Source organism: Roseovarius sp. Pro17 (assembly GCF_035599575.1).
Classification (GTDB): domain Bacteria; phylum Pseudomonadota; class Alphaproteobacteria; order Rhodobacterales; family Rhodobacteraceae; genus Roseovarius.
Window position 1 is genome coordinate 631942 of record NZ_CP141179.1, and the last position, 14925, is coordinate 646866.

The following is a 14925-nucleotide window of genomic DNA, read 5'->3' on the forward strand; positions in this document are numbered from 1 at the left end:
GGCGGGCCTAGAATGATCTCGCTTGTGACTTGTCGCTTGTTGTTTATCGGCCATGTCGGACGGACCGCAAAGCGCACGAAGCGGCGGTTCGGCTATTTATCCGCAAGACCGCTTTCGATCGCGGACAGGCCCGCTTCATAAATTCCGGCAATCGCTGCCTCCATGGAGGGGTCGTCAGACGAAAAGTGGCCAATCCAACTGATGAGTGATCCGTTCAAGGATTCAATCGAAAACGTCGCCGTGTAGTTTTCGATCGGCAGCGGCGAGCTTACGATGCTGTATGTGTAGGACTGCCCGGCTTCGAAGGCTATGCGCTTTTCAACAAATTCCCCGCCTTCGACCGTGGTCAGGATGCGATGTAACGCTCCATCCTTCGCTTTAAGCGCACAATCTGCAATCGCGGGATGCCAATCGTCGATATCGCAAAAGTCTCCAGCCATGTTCCATGCATCCGTAGCTGAGGACGAAAGCTGAAGTGTACGCTGAACTTTGTAGTCCGCGGACCACACAGCAGTTGCTTGGAATGCAGTAAAAGCTACGAAAGTCGTCATCATTGCGAGTTTCATAAAATTTCCAGTCTTAAATGTGAATACATAGACTATACCTCATTTTTCTTACAAAGTGTCGGTATTCTAATCGCTGGCGTGACCATGATCTAAGCCATCTTGGCTTGCGCTTCGGGCGGTAGGCATCCAAGCAATCTGGTTTTCTGGCGGTAGAGGGCTCACAGCAGACCTTTATCCGCACAAGAACGGAGTCGGGTCGAGGCCGCAGCGGTGCGGTTCCATCAAACGTCCGGAGCATTTGAACTTAGCACGCGCATTACGCATGTTCCTGATTTGAATGCGCAAATTGAGACGGCTTAACTGATCTCGTGATCCGCCATGCCCTCCAGCGCGCGGATCAGCGCGGAATGGTCGGCCTCTGAATGGCCGCTCGCGCTGGCTGCATTGAACAGCTCCTGACAGGTGGCCGTATTGGGTAGGGAAACACCCAATTCGCGCGCGGCACTAAGGGCCAGGTTCAGATCCTTCTGATGCAGCTTGATCCGGAAACCCGGATCGAAGGTGCGGTTGATCATCCGCTCGCCGTGGACCTCCAGAATTTTCGACGATGCGAAGCCGCCCATCAGGGCCTTGCGCACGGTGGCCGGATCACAACCCGCCTTGGAGGCAAAGACCAGCGCCTCGGACACCGCCTCGATATTCAAGGCAACGATGATCTGATTGGCGATCTTGCAGGTCTGCCCGGCGCCATTATGCGTGCCGATCAACGTGATATTCTTGCCCATCAGCTCAAACAGCGGCAGTGCGCGTTGATATGCCTCTTGTGGCCCGCCGACCATGATCGTCAGCGTCTGCGCCTTGGCGCCGACCTGACCGCCGGACACCGGCGCATCCAGATAAAGCGCGCCCGCCTCGTTCACCAGCGTCGCCAGCTCGGCGGTGACGATGGGGCTGATCGAACTCATGTCGATGACCAGCGTATCCTTGCGCAGCCCCTCTAACAGCCCGCCCTCGCCGCGCACCACGCGGCTGACATCCGGAGTGTCGGGGACCATCACGATGATGATGTCGCAGGCGGCGGCCACCTTGGCGGGGGTGTCCAGAACCTTGACCGCTGCGCTGCTTAACTCATCCGGCAGGGGCGAGCGGTTGAGGCTGGTATGGAGGGTATGCCCCGCGTCCGACAGATGCTTTGCCATGGGCGCGCCCATGACGCCGAGCCCGATAAATCCGATATCCACGTTATGTCCTCCGCTTGATTTCGCGTTAGTAGCACAGATCGCGCTGGATCGGGTTCAGCAGGGGCTTGCCCGCCAGAAAGAGCTGCATGTTACGAAAGAACAGGCCCAGCGTCAGCGGCACATAGGCATCGCCATCATCCGCCGACACATGCGGCGTGACGATCAGGTTGCGCGTGGTCCACAGACGCGAATCCCCGGCAATCGGTTCGGGGTCGAACACATCAAGGATCGCGCCACCAAGGCTGCCATCCTCCAGCTTGTCACACAGCGCGCCGTAATCCATCACCGCCTCGCGCCCGATATTGATGATGCCTGCACCCGATTTCATCAGATCCAGCCTGCGCCGGTCCATCAGACCGCGCGTTTCGGGCGTGTCAGGCGTGGCGATCAGCAGGTAGTCGGCGCGCGGCAGCACGTTGTCCAGATCGGCGGTCGTGACGACCTCGTCACAGCCGTCGATCGCGCGGCCAGACCGGTTCACCCCGATCACATGCACGCCGAGCCCTTGCACCTGTTTGGCCGCCGCGCCACCCAGGCTGCCCGTGCCCAGAACCACCAACGTTTTGCCCGCGATGGGCGAGGCATAGAGCGAGTCGTAGATCGCCTTGCGCTGGTTGGTGATGATCGCGGGCATGTGCGAGTGCAGCATAAGCACGGCCATCAGCCCGAATTCACCGGCCTTGGCTGCGTGAACGCCCTTGTTGTTCGTCAGCGTCACGGTATCCGGCAGCCAGTCTAGCGGCAACAGATGCTCAATCCCCGCGCCGATGCAGTGAATCCAGCGCAGATTTGGCGCGATATTCCCCAAACCTTCGGTGGGTAGGTCCCATGTCAGCAGCACATCTGCACTGCTCAGCGATTGCTCAAAGTTATCGGTATCCCAGTCGACGCGAAAATCCAGCTGCTCCGCAATGTCCGGGAAATCCGCCAGAACCGCGTCGATCCGGTCCTGCGTGATGGTGAACACGGCCTCGCCTTCGGGCGTATTGGGAAAGGATCCCGGCGCCCAGCGGTTGTTCTTTATATGAACCTTGGTTTTCAATTGCGCCTCCCGGCTGCCTGTCGCCGTTTATCCTAGGCCATTTTGCTCAAGACTGCGCAGACGTTCAAAGATTACCGGATCGCGCTCGGAATCGGGCAGTGCCTCGGCCTCGAATTGCAGGTCCATGACGGCCTCGGTGATCTGGCGCAGATATTCTTGGTCGTCGCCACCTTTGGGGGGCAGTGTCAGGATCGTGTCCTGCCCGTAGGTGCGCACCGAATGACCGTGATCGCGGCTGGGCTGCGGCGGCTCTGTCCCGTCGGTCAGATCGCGGATCTGCTTGCGCATACGGCGACGATAAAGAGAAATTCCCCGGTCGGTCGGCATCAGGTTCTCGCCCTTGTGGGTCGAAATCGGGCCCATTCCCTCGACCGCCTCGGAGTCGGCAGGATAGCGTTTGCGTTCTTCTAGCGGGCGATCCATGATCTCGCCCTGCTCGATCTTTTCGTGACCTTCGCGGGTGTTGTATTCATGCGGATCCCAGCGGTCGCCGAAATTGGCCCACGCGTAGACGATGGAGTTTTCGTCATCCACCGGCACCACCCAACGGGTAAAGCACGAGCGCCCAAAATAGCGCTGCTCGCTGCCATCGGCGGCATAGGCCGCGCCCGCCTGTGTAAAGTTCGGCAGAACCAGCTCGTTCACGCGCACCCAGGCGTTATCGCCGATGCGCCGTGTGGCGGAGCCGAGGAAGTGGTTTTCGCCCCGCTCATAGAATTTCAAAACGCCGAGCGCTTTCATCCCTTCGGAGAATTGGGGATGGCTGTTCTGGCCGTGCAGAAACGTCGTGTGAACCGGATCAAGGATCGCATCCATCACCTGAATCCAGTTGCATTTATAGGGCGCTTTGTAGGGGGCGCTGGTCATGCCCTCATGCTCGAATGCGTCGTAGATCGGGAAGTCGGGCTGAAGTTCGGGCGGCCCCATATAGGCAAAGATCAAACCGCGGTATTCGATCACCGGATATGCACCAAGGCGCGTGCGTTCGCGCACCATCTCGGCCGCCTTTGAGTTTTCGGCAGGGGTTTCCAGAATTTCACCATCCGGCGCGAACAGCCACCCGTGATAGCAGCAACGGATGCCGTTGGATTCGCATTTGCCGTACTCCAGCGAGGCGCGGCGATGAGGGCAGTATTTATGCACCAGCCCGATCTTGTCACCGTCGCCATAGCGGAACAGCACGAGTTCCTCGCCAAGGATCATGATCGCCTCGGGCAACTCACCCAGATCGTCGGTCAGATAGACCGGGTGCCAGAACCTACGCAGGTATTCCCCGCCCGATGTTTCGGGGCCGATGCGGGCCAGCTCTTCGTCGGCGCCCGCATTGCGGGATTGCTTGTAACCTCGGAAATCGCCTGCAAATGGTTGCGGCCTTGGGGTGGATCCAGCGGTTTCCATCCTTAAATGCTCCTGTTGGGTTCGGCCCCTGAGGGTAACTGGTGCAAGTATCGACTGCGCAATTCGTATGTCAACGAATATTTCAGGCTGTATTCGTAACTAGAATATTACTTTTCTGCGATATCATTATCGACTGGGGGTGTCGCGCCTCGCATGAACTATCTTGCCGATAGCGTGTTTTTACTGCCGCCGATTGTCTTTAAACTCGCAGCCGGAACAAAGCGTGGCGATCGACCGCCAAACGCGGTTTACGCATGATTTCAGGAACGAGGGCGCACCCAGATGAGCAATGACGGAGCCAATGATACCACAGACAAATTCGCAAAGGCGACCCGCAACGACCGGCTGACCATGCTGGACGATGACCTGAACAGTCGGATCGTGGGGATGTTGCGGCGCGATGGGCGGCGGCCCTATTCCGAGATCGGTCAGGAACTGGGCGTGTCCGAAGGCACGATCCGTAATCGTGTCGGTGCCATGCGCAGCGCCGGTGTGTTGCGCATCGTGGCCATCACCGATCCCGGCGCCGCCGAATACCGCACCGAGGCGATGCTGGGCATCAAGGCCTCATCGGGGTGCAGCCCCGAGACGCTGGCGCAACGACTGCGTTTGCTGGACGATGTAGTTTATATCGCATGGGTCAGCGGTCGCTATGACCTGTTGGTAGAAGTGACCAGCGAGAGCGACGCCGCATTCATGGACCTGCTGACGCGCCATGTCCACGGCCAGCCCGACATCAGCTCGGTCGAGGTCATGACGGGGCTGATGAACTTTAAAAACCAGTTCCTGCTCAAGACCAACTGGGCCTAAGCGGCCCACACACATTTTCCCATTCCAGATGATCTGACCGGCGTTGCGTAAACCGCAGCGTTTGAGCGGAAATGTGCGATATGCGCAACGCTGTTTGATGTTTGTTGTTGATTCCACCGCCTAATCGACGTTTACTATTCGAATTGGACAATTCTGAGGGCGATTCCCGGCTGATATCGCAGAGGAACATGGAAAATTTGAGCAAACCAGCATCAGGCAGCGCACCCTTGCCGGACCCGACGGAGGACCAACTGAACCGCCAGATCATCGGGTTTCTGGAGGAGGATGGGCGCACCTCGTATTCCGTGATTGCCGAGGCGCTGAATGTCTCTGAGGGCACCGTGCGCAATCGTGTTGCTCGGCTGAAATCCAGCGGGGCGCTGCGCATCGTGGCCGTGATCGACCCGGCTGCCACGGAATACCACACCAGCGCGATGCTGAACCTTAAGATGGCACCGGGATATTCGCCCGCCCAAGTGGCCGAGCGGTTGGATCCGCATCCCAGCGTTGTTTACATCCTCTGGGTTGCCGGGCGCTGTGATCTGGTCGTCGAGGTCGTGCTGGAGGATCATGCGCAATTTCTCAGCTTTCTCGAAACGCAGATCCACCATGCGGCCGATATCGCCCATGCCGAGGTCATGCCCGGCCTCAAGAATTTCAAGAACCAGTTCCTGCTCAAGCGCGGGACCACCGACACGTCTGAAACGACTGCGCCGGGACGCGGCCCCGCGCCGCGCGCGCCCGTGCAGGACGCACCCCTTTGAACGCCAACGACGGAGAACACCAAATGGCCACGGATCAACAGAACGATTTCGACAAGAAGGTGTATTATGAGACCTTTGACGAAGCGGTCGAGCGCAATCGCCCACGCATCGCAGAGGTGCGAAAGCAGCTAGAGGATGCAGGCGTCAAATACGTCATGTCCACATGGATCGACCTGCACGGCATCCCCAAGACCAAGCCGGTGCCGATGAGCGATTTCGAGGAACTCTGCATTGGCAAGGGACCGCAATTCGCCGTCCACTCGATTTCCTTCGTGCCCGAGCTATCCCCGGCCGACAGCGACCAGGTGATGGTGCCCGATCTGGACGCCGTCTACGTCTGCCCATGGGATAACTCCATGGCCGTTATCTTTGCCGACCTTTATTGGGAGGATGCACCCTATAACGTCTGCCCGCGTCAGGCCCTGAAACGCGCCATGCACGAGGCGCAGGAAAATGGCTATGTCGGTTATGCCGGGGTCGAGCCTGAGTTCATCGTGATGAAGTACGATGAGGACGGTCTGCCGGTGAAGGCATTTGACGACGACCCGGCCCATGGGCTGCGCCCCCGCCGACAGGCTTTTGGCTATGATGTCGAATATACGATCGACTCGATGCCTTATCTCAAGGATCTGATCGACATCCTCGAGGACATGGGCTGGAACCTGCATGACGTGGTGGCCGAGGGCGCCTATTCGCAGTTCGAGCTGGATTTTCACTATACCAACCTGCTGGAGATGTCCGACAGGCTGACGTTCCTGCGCATCGTGTTGAAAGAGGTGGCAAAGGAACACGGCATGTTCGTCACCTTCATGCCCAAACCGACGGTGGGTGACTGGCGCTCGGGCGCGCATATCAATCTGTCGCTCCAGCATCGCGACCAACCGGGCGAGAACGTATTCAAGGACGACAAAGGCTGGAGCGAGGCCTCGCGTCACGCTGTCGGTGGCCTGATGGCCCATGCCGAGGCGATTACCGCGCTGACATGTCCGACCGTCAACTCCTATAATGGCCTTGTCCCGCGCGTCGGTGGTTTTGAGGGCGGCACAGTCACTTGGGCGCCGACCAATATCACCTATGGCTTCAATAATCGGTCGGCCCAGTTCCGCCTGCCACAAAGCCGCTATTGCATCGAAAATCGCGCGGCGGACATGACGATGAATGTCTATCTGGCGATGGCCATGACGCTGACCTGTGCATTGGATGGCATCAAGAACCAGATCGATCCCGGAAAGCCGACCGACTTCGACCTCTATTCAATGTCCGAGGATCAGCTGAAAGAGGCCGGTATTCGCCGTCTGCCCCGCACGCTGTTCAACGCGATCGAGGCGCTGCGCGAGGACGATCTGGCCAAGCACGTGATGGGACCGGTGATGCAAAACTCGTACATTGAGTATAAGAATGACGAGTGGGAACGCTATCATCAGGCCGTCACCGACTGGGAAGTAAAGGAATACCTGCGTCTGTTCTGATCCACCCATAGCGAGGCTTGCCATGACTCATACAGCAACCCCAGCCAATGCACCGCCCGAGGGCGCACACGCCCCCCGGTTCCGGCTGTTTGAGTTCCGAAAGGACATTCCGGCAGGCCTCGCCTTGTTTCTGGGGCTGCTGGTCTGGGTCATATTCTTCGGCATCTGGGAAATTGCCGTTCGCGCTCAGTGGATGAATGAAATCCTGCTGCCGGGGCCGGGCAGGGTGGTCGCGGCGCTCTATACTCTGTTCGCCGAAAACGGGTTTCTCGCCGACGTCGTGATCAGCATCCGGCGGGTGCTGCTCAGCTTTGCTATGGCCTGCGTTATTGCAGTGCCACTGGGCATATTGATGGGAACGTTTCGCGCGGTCGAGGCGTTCTTTGGCCCGTTCGTTTCGGCGTGGCGCTATCTGCCTGCGCCGTCGTTTATCCCGCTGCTGCTGATGTGGTTTGGTGCGGGTGAGGGGCAAAAGCTGGCCCTGCTGTTCATCGGCGCGATTTGGTTCCTGATTACCCTGATCGCTGATCTTACGCGCAACGTCCCGCATGAATTGATCCGCACGTCGGTGACGTTGGGCGGTAGTCGGCGGCAGGTTTTGCGCAGCGTTATTCTGCCTGCCACCCTGCCGGGCATCGTCGTCGCCATGCGTCAGATATTGGCTGTCAGTTGGACCTACCTCGTCATCGCCGAAATCACCGCGGCGGATGCGGGTATCGGTGCGATGATGATGCGCGCCAAACGTTTCCTGCACGTCGATCAGATCATGGCAGGAATCCTCGTGATCGGTATTCTGGGCCTGTTTTTCGACTATTTGCTAAGGTTGCTGCACCGCCGCGCGTTTCATTATCTGGAGGAATACCCCTGACGCTGCGATCTGACCAAGACTGATTTCTGCCCACCATCAACCCCGTTGAGAAGGAGAAGAAAATGCCAATTGGATCCACTTACCTGTCGGGTCGCAAGATGCTGGCGATGTCGACCGCACTCTTTGCCGCACTCGCTCTGCCAGCCACCGCCGCCGAGAAAGTGCGCATATCCGGGCTGACATGGCCCGGTTTCGGCTTTTGGCATATCGCCGAGGTCAAGGGCCTCGCCCCTGATCTGGAGCTTGATTATCAGCCGATTGAGGACCCCTACGAGAGCTTTAATTTGATCGCTGCCGACCAGATGGATGTCGTGTCCTCCACAGCCGAATTCACGCCCGTCGGCGTCGAGCGCGGCCTGCCGATCAAGCTGGTCGCCTTCGGCAACCTGTCCTACGGCACGGACAAGATCGTCGCCGCCCCCGGTATCGAAACTGCCGCAGACCTTGCCGGCAAGGAGGTCGCCGTGCTTGAAGGCGGGCTTGCGCAGATTTTCATGGCGATGTGGCTGGAACAGAACGGACAGCCGTTCGACTCGGTCACGTATCGCAACATCATTGCCGATGATGCGTTCGCGGCGATGATCGGCGGTAGCGTGGCGGCGTCGGAATTTTGGGAACCCTACGGCAGCAACACCGTCAAAGTGCTGAAAGGCGCGACCGTCGTCGCGCAATCGCGCGAGCCCATTTGGCTCAAGCAGGGTGTCGTCGCCGATGGCCACTATATGAGCGAGAAATTCATCACAGAGCGCCGCGATGTAGCCCTGCTGACGATGCGCGCGCTATACGACGCGATTGCGTGGTGGAAGGAAAACCCGGCCGAGGGCAACCAACTGATCTCCGACGGGATGCGCATGAGTCTGGAAGATGTCGAGATGGTCCTGGGCAAGGACGGCACATGGCTGGATGGCGGGCTATATGTCTATGATTTCATGGAAGCGGCGCAGTTCTGTGGGTCCGCCCCCGGCGATCCGCCATTCGATCAGGTCAACGGGCAGATCACGGAGCACTGGGATCTGGTCAGCGAATGGTGGGTCAAGTTCGGCCTGATCGAAGAGATGCGTCCAGCCGAGACTGGCATCGAATGCGGCCTGCACAAAGAGCTATACGATTCAGGCTATCGCGGCTGACAGATGCAGGGAAAGCCGCCCACACCCATCCTGACGGTCGAGAATGTCAGCAAGACATTTCGCACCCGAACCGGCACGATTGAGGCCTTGCGGGACGTGTCGTTCAACGTGTTGCGAAACGAGATCTGCGTTCTACTGGGGCCGTCGGGATGTGGCAAATCGACGTTGCTGAACATCGTGGCGGGCCTTGATACGCCCAGCAGCGGCCACATGAGCCTTGACGGGACGCCGATCAGCGGCCCCGGACGCGATCGCGGCTGCGTGTTCCAGAGCTATACGTCATTTCCATGGCTGACGGTTCTGGAAAACGTCGAATACGGCATGAAGTTGAATGGCGTGGCGCGCAAGGAGAGGCGCGAACAGGCGCTGCATTACATCGATCTGGTCCATCTGGAAAAGTTCCGTGACGCTTATCCCAAAGGCCTGTCGGGCGGCATGAAACAACGGGTCGCGATTGCGCGCACGCTGGCCAACACGCCCGAGATTCTGCTGATGGATGAACCCTTCGGCGCGCTCGATGCCGAAACTCGCTGGCACATGCAGGAGATGCTGCTGGAGATTGTGCAAAAGACGCAGACGACCGTTCTGCTGGTCACTCACGACATCCAAGAGGCGATTTTGCTGGCGGATAGGATCACGTTTCTGTCGTCGCACCCCGGTCGCCTCAAGGCGGTTCTCGATCTGGACTTCAAGAGGGGTGGCGAGGTGCACAGCAAAGAGGAGCTGATCTGTATCGATGGTTATTTGGACTGCGAACGTCAGATCGTATCGCTTATGCGCTCAGAGAGCGCGCAGGCCGAATGAATTAAAGGACACCGACGAATGACCGATGACGCAAGTATCCTTGATCTTGGGGATGTGCCGCTGCTCTCCGGCGAAATATTGCGCAACGCCAAGCTATGCTACAAGACCTATGGGAAGCTTGCGCCGAACGGTGACAATGTCGTCGTCCTGCCGACCTTTTACACCGGCACGCACCATCGCAGCGAGGGCTTCTTTGGGCCCGGTCGCGCGATTGACCCCGCGCGCCATTTCATTGTCTGCCCAAACGTGTTCGGCAACGGGCTGTCGTCGTCACCCAGCAACAGCGCCGCCCCTCAGAATGGCGCCGGGTTTCCTAAGATAACGCTCTGGGACAATATCGCCTGCCAGCATCGCCTGCTGCGCGATCATCTGGGGGTCGAGCGGATTGCCCTCGTGGCGGGCTGGTCGATGGCTGGAATCCAGTCATACCAATGGGCCGCGCAGTACCCCGACATGGTGGGTGCAATCCTGCCCTTTTGTGCGTCGGCCCGCACATCGCCGCATAATTTCGTATTCCTCGAAGGCGTCCGCGCCGCGCTTTGCGCCGATCAGAACTGGAATGGCGGAGATTACACCACCCCGCCGGTTGCAGGGCTAAAGGCGTTCGCCCGCGTCTATGCCGGCTGGGCGTTTTCGCAGACTTTCTACCGCGATGGCCTATATCGCCAATTGGGCCATGCAGACCCCGAGGCGCTATTGAAGGATTGGGAGGCCGATCACGTGCGCGATTGGGACGCCAACAATCTGCTGGCCAAGTTGGCGACGTGGCAGGCAGGGGATATTTCCGCCGGACCGCTCTATGGCGGCGATTTTCAAGCCGCGCTGAGCGCGATTACCGCGCGCGCAATCCTGATGCCTTGCACACAGGATCTCTATTTCCCGCCCGAGGACAACGCGATCGAGGCCGCCATGATGCAGCGCGCCGACCTGCGCCCCTACGATTCCCCTTGGGGTCACTGCGCCGCCAGCCCCGGTAACGATCCGGGTTTCACCGCCAGCCTCGACGCATCGCTGCGTGAATTGCTGGAGGAGGGGTAGGGATGCGTTACCAGTCGATCCAGGTTCCGGGGGTGAGCAGTGAGGTTATCCCTTTCGGTTTAACTATGTCGCGTAAGCGTATGGCAAAAAACGTTTAATAGGTGTTTTTCCAAAACGCGCTTGATGAACGCCACATATGACGTCGCGTCTGGCCCATCGAGGCTGGATGGATTGGTCTGTGTCGCTGTCACGTCATTCTCTTCCATGTCGTGGTCCTTATTCGGACTTATCGCGTGGCGTCCCCGGCGCGGCATCGCCATTCGCTTCGATGTCGGTGATGTAGCGCTTCATCTCGGCAATTTCGCCGCGTTGTGCCTCAATGATCGCATCGGCCAGTGCCTGCACCCGCGGATCGGAGATGTCCGCACGTTCGCTGGTCAGGATCGCGATGGAATGGTGCGGGATCATGGCGCGCATCCATGCGAGGTCGTCAACCGTCTCCTGACTGCGCACAAGCCACAGCGAGACGGCGAACGCCGCAATGGCCCCGGCAAAGATCGCAATGTTGGCTGTGCGATTGGAATACATGCCCAACATGAAAGCGAGCATGATGACCGCCATCGCCGCACCCATATAAAGCGCCATCCACATCCGGGTCTGCGAGAAGAAGACATGATTGAGCGCGTAGGTGTTTAGATACATCAGTCCAAACATCACGATTGTCGATGTCGCAATCATTGCCGCGAACCGGCCATAGCCCATGCCGCCGCTGTCGTTCTCGCCTTTTGGCTTGTGTTGCTCCATGATGCTTCCTAGCTATTGTTGTCGTTGAGGATATACCCCCTATAGGTATCGAACCAGCAGCGCAGGAAATGGTTCCAATTGTGGAGAGCGATGTGAAGCAGGACAAACAAAAAACGCTCGACCGGCTTGCACGCCTCGAAGGGCAGGTGCGCGGTGTCGCCCGGATGGTCGACGAGGATCGTTACTGCGTGGACATTCTGGCACAGACGGCTGCCGTCAGGTCTGCCCTCAAGGGGGTCGAGCGGATGGTGCTGGAAAATCACGCGAAACACTGCGTCGAAGAAGCGATCGGAAGCGGCGATCCGAAAGATCAACGAGAGAAATTCAACGAGCTGATCGCCCTGCTTCAAAAAACGCAAGGCTAGCGCGCCGGTTTGATTTGACCCGCAAGGTTGGGGAACTTGGGCCCGATACCTATGGGCAGGTCGATGGCGAGGCAGGATCGTGCATACCAACCCGGCGCAGAGATTGTGCAAGGCCCGCCCAAACTCGCGTCAGACAAGCTGTATTTGGGAATCCGATATCGAAGGGCGGATCGCCGTCAAAATAGGGCGTGCGTTGCGAAAATCGACTAAACTATCACGGTACAGACTTTCGCAATCAGCCCGAAATCACGCCAATCTGTGAAATCGATTGAATATACCCATCAGGGGTATATGTGTGGGGGTAGGATTTCCGTATTTCCAGCCAAGGAAAGGTGTCACCATGCATACCGACAAGCCGAATGATCACCCGTCAGACGCGACCGATTCCTGTTGCGGTGGGCATGACGGCCACGATGCCGCGCCGTCCGCCGCACAGCTCAAGGCTGACGGCAAGGCGATTGACCCGGTCTGCGGTATGACCGTGACAATCGAGGGCGCCAAACATGTCGCACGGCACGCGGGCGACACGTTCTATTTCTGCTCGGCAGGCTGCAAGACAAAATTCGAAGCGCGCCCCGCTGTCTTTCTTGACCCCGAGCTAAAGGCGGAACCGGCTGGGGCGGAGGACGACGTCTACACCTGTCCGATGCACCCCGAAATTGAACAGATCGGCCCCGGATCTTGCCCGATATGCGGCATGGCACTGGAGCCGAAGGGAATCAACCTGACCGATGGCCCGAGCGAGGAATATGTTGATTTCCGCCGGCGTTTTCTCGTCGGTATCGCTCTGACAGTGCCGCTAATGATCGTCGCGATGGGTCGGCATTTTGCGCCGGGCGTGTTCTCGGGTTTCTCTGCGTCTTGGCTGGACTGGATCGAGCTGATCCTTGCCACTCCAGTTGTCCTCTGGTGCGGCCTGCCATTCTTTGAGCGTGGCATCGCTTCCGTGCGCACCAGAAACCTCAATATGTTCACGCTCATCGCGCTTGGCACCGGTGTAGCCTATGTTTATTCGGTGGTGGCAACGATGGCGCCGTCGATATTTCCGGCGCAATTCCGCGGCCCATCAGGTGAGGTCGGCGTGTATTTCGAAGCAGCCGCTGTCATCATCACCCTCGTGCTGCTGGGGCAACTCCTTGAGTTGCGTGCGCGTGAGCAGACGAGCGGGGCAATTCGCGCCCTTCTAAACCTGGCGCCCAAGATGGCGCGATTGATCGAGGATGGCACCGAAAAGGATATTCCGCTCGAGATGGTGCGCCGTGGTGATGCGCTGCGAGTCAGGCCGGGCGAGGGCGTGCCGGTGGACGGCGTCGTGACCGAAGGCACGTCTTCGGTCGATGAGAGCATGATAACCGGCGAACCGCTTCCCGTCACGAAGGCGGCAGGTGATGATGTCACCGGGGGGGCGATCAACCAGACCGGCAGCTTTGTCATGCGCGCTGAGCGCGTCGGGTCGGAGACCATGCTGAACCGCATCGTGCAGATGGTCGCCGAGGCGCAGCGCAGTCAGGCCCCGATCCAAAAGCTGGCCGACCGGGTGGCCGCATGGTTTGTGCCGCTCGTCCTTGCGGTGGCTGTGACGGCGTTCGTGGCGTGGTCGCTGTTCGGGCCGGATCCGGCCATGGCCTTCGGGCTGGTGGCGGCGGTTTCGGTTCTGATCATTGCGTGTCCTTGCGCGTTGGGCCTCGCGACGCCAATGTCGATCATGGTGGGTGTCGGAAAAGGTGCCTCGAACGGCGTGCTGATCAAAAACGCTGCTGCGCTGGAACGGTTCTCGGCGGTGGATACCCTTGTCGTCGACAAGACCGGCACCCTGACGGAAGGGAAACCGGCGCTGGTGCAGGTGATCGCTAACGGGATCGACGAAGGCGAGCTGCTGCGCGATGTTGCCGGTTTGGAGGCGCAGTCGGAACATCCGCTGGCCCGCGCGATTGTGGACGGCGCGAAAGAACGTGGCGTTGAACCTGGACCGGTCGAAGATTTCTCCAGCGTTACCGGCAAAGGCGTCGGCGGGCGGATCGGGGGCCGCCGTGTGGCAATCGGCAACCGGGCCATGATGGAGGCTGAGGGGGCCGACCCGTCTGAGTTGAAAGAGGCCGCCGATAACGCACGGGCACAGGGGCAAACCGCCATGTTCGTGTCCGTGGATGGCAAGGCCGTGGGCCTTATCGCCGTCGCCGACCGTATCAAGGCGACAACCCCAGAGGCCATCAATGCCCTGCATAAAGAAGGGTTACGTATCGTCATGCTGACCGGCGACAACGCCATTACCGCCAAGGCCGTCGGCGACGAACTGGGTATCGACGAGGTCATCGCGGATGTTCTTCCCGAGGACAAGCATGACGTGATCCGGCGCCTGCAATCCGAGGGGCGCGTGGTCGCCATGGCGGGTGACGGCGTCAATGACGCGCCCGCCCTGGCGGCGGCGGATGTCGGTATCGCGATGGGGACAGGCGCGGATGTTGCGGTCGAAAGCGCGGGCGTGACCCTTGTGCGTGGCGACCTGTCCACGCTGGTGACTGCGCTGCGCCTTAGCCGCGCGACCGTCGCCAACATCAAGCAGAACCTGTTCTTTGCGTTCATCTATAATGGCGTCGGCGTTCCGATTGCTGCGGGCGTTCTTTATCCCGCGACGGGGCTTTTGCTGTCACCGATGATCGCCGCGCTCGCGATGAGCTTGTCGTCGGTCAGCGTTATCGCGAACGCGTTGAGACTGCGGAATACAGAGCTGTAGATTGGCAAGTTAAGC

At 59.2% G+C, this 14925-nt stretch carries 14 protein-coding genes; 9 read left to right on the forward strand and 5 right to left on the reverse strand.

The window, feature by feature from the left end; all coding sequences use genetic code 11:
• Positions 1 to 92: 92 nt before the first annotated feature.
• The 4 genes from U3654_RS03110 to U3654_RS03125 all read right to left on the reverse strand — a co-directional run bounded on the left by U3654_RS03110 (position 93) and on the right by U3654_RS03125 (position 4187).
• Positions 93 to 566, reverse strand: a complete 474-nt coding sequence (locus U3654_RS03110) for an SRPBCC family protein (protein ID WP_324753900.1) — start codon at positions 564 to 566, stop codon at positions 93 to 95.
• A gap of 296 nt (positions 567 to 862) precedes the next feature.
• Positions 863 to 1747 (reverse strand): 2-hydroxy-3-oxopropionate reductase, encoded by an 885-nt coding sequence (locus U3654_RS03115; protein ID WP_324753901.1) that lies wholly within the window; start codon positions 1745 to 1747, stop codon positions 863 to 865.
• 25 nt (positions 1748 to 1772) lie between these two features.
• Positions 1773 to 2789: a D-2-hydroxyacid dehydrogenase gene (locus tag U3654_RS03120; protein WP_324753902.1), complete on the reverse strand. Its 1017-nt coding sequence runs from the start codon at positions 2787 to 2789 to the stop codon at positions 1773 to 1775.
• 27 nt (positions 2790 to 2816) lie between these two features.
• Positions 2817 to 4187: an aromatic ring-hydroxylating dioxygenase subunit alpha gene (locus tag U3654_RS03125; RefSeq protein WP_324753903.1), complete on the reverse strand. Its 1371-nt coding sequence runs from the start codon at positions 4185 to 4187 to the stop codon at positions 2817 to 2819.
• Positions 4188 to 4469: 282 nt separating this feature from the next.
• Between U3654_RS03125 and U3654_RS03130 the strand changes: the two genes are divergently transcribed.
• The 7 genes from U3654_RS03130 (at position 4470) to U3654_RS03160 (ending at position 11067) form a co-directional block, all read left to right on the forward strand.
• On the forward strand, positions 4470 to 4997 hold the full coding sequence (locus U3654_RS03130; RefSeq protein ID WP_324753904.1) for an Lrp/AsnC family transcriptional regulator: 528 nt from the start codon (positions 4470 to 4472) through the stop codon (positions 4995 to 4997).
• A 188-nt stretch (positions 4998 to 5185) separates the two neighbouring features.
• Positions 5186 to 5761, forward strand: coding sequence for an Lrp/AsnC family transcriptional regulator (locus tag U3654_RS03135; protein WP_416384547.1), 576 nt, complete (start codon positions 5186 to 5188; stop codon positions 5759 to 5761).
• A 23-nt stretch (positions 5762 to 5784) separates the two neighbouring features.
• The gene (locus U3654_RS03140; protein WP_324753906.1) at positions 5785 to 7230 is read left to right on the forward strand and encodes a glutamine synthetase family protein; all 1446 of its coding nucleotides are present in this window, start codon (positions 5785 to 5787) and stop codon (positions 7228 to 7230) included.
• Positions 7231 to 7252: 22 nt separating this feature from the next.
• Positions 7253 to 8098 carry an ABC transporter permease gene (locus U3654_RS03145; RefSeq protein WP_324753907.1) on the forward strand — a complete coding sequence of 282 codons (846 nt, stop codon included), beginning with the start codon at positions 7253 to 7255 and terminating at the stop codon, positions 8096 to 8098.
• A gap of 62 nt (positions 8099 to 8160) precedes the next feature.
• Positions 8161 to 9225, forward strand: a complete 1065-nt coding sequence (locus U3654_RS03150; RefSeq protein ID WP_324753908.1) for an ABC transporter substrate-binding protein — start codon at positions 8161 to 8163, stop codon at positions 9223 to 9225.
• A gap of 3 nt (positions 9226 to 9228) precedes the next feature.
• Positions 9229 to 10029: an ABC transporter ATP-binding protein gene (locus U3654_RS03155; protein ID WP_324753909.1), complete on the forward strand. Its 801-nt coding sequence runs from the start codon at positions 9229 to 9231 to the stop codon at positions 10027 to 10029.
• 18 nt (positions 10030 to 10047) lie between these two features.
• Positions 10048 to 11067: an alpha/beta fold hydrolase gene (locus U3654_RS03160; RefSeq protein WP_324753910.1), complete on the forward strand. Its 1020-nt coding sequence runs from the start codon at positions 10048 to 10050 to the stop codon at positions 11065 to 11067.
• A 216-nt stretch (positions 11068 to 11283) separates the two neighbouring features.
• On the opposite strand, the gene U3654_RS03165 is transcribed toward U3654_RS03160, so the two are convergent.
• On the reverse strand, positions 11284 to 11811 hold the full coding sequence (locus U3654_RS03165) for a DUF305 domain-containing protein (RefSeq protein WP_324753911.1): 528 nt from the start codon (positions 11809 to 11811) through the stop codon (positions 11284 to 11286).
• Between the two features lie 92 nt (positions 11812 to 11903).
• On the opposite strand from U3654_RS03165, the gene U3654_RS03170 reads away from it, so the two are divergent.
• Positions 11904 to 12176, forward strand: coding sequence for a metal-sensitive transcriptional regulator (locus U3654_RS03170; protein ID WP_416384548.1), 273 nt, complete (start codon positions 11904 to 11906; stop codon positions 12174 to 12176).
• 340 nt (positions 12177 to 12516) lie between these two features.
• The gene (locus tag U3654_RS03175) at positions 12517 to 14910 is read left to right on the forward strand and encodes a heavy metal translocating P-type ATPase (protein ID WP_416384549.1); all 2394 of its coding nucleotides are present in this window, start codon (positions 12517 to 12519) and stop codon (positions 14908 to 14910) included.
• Positions 14911 to 14925 lie beyond the last annotated feature (15 nt).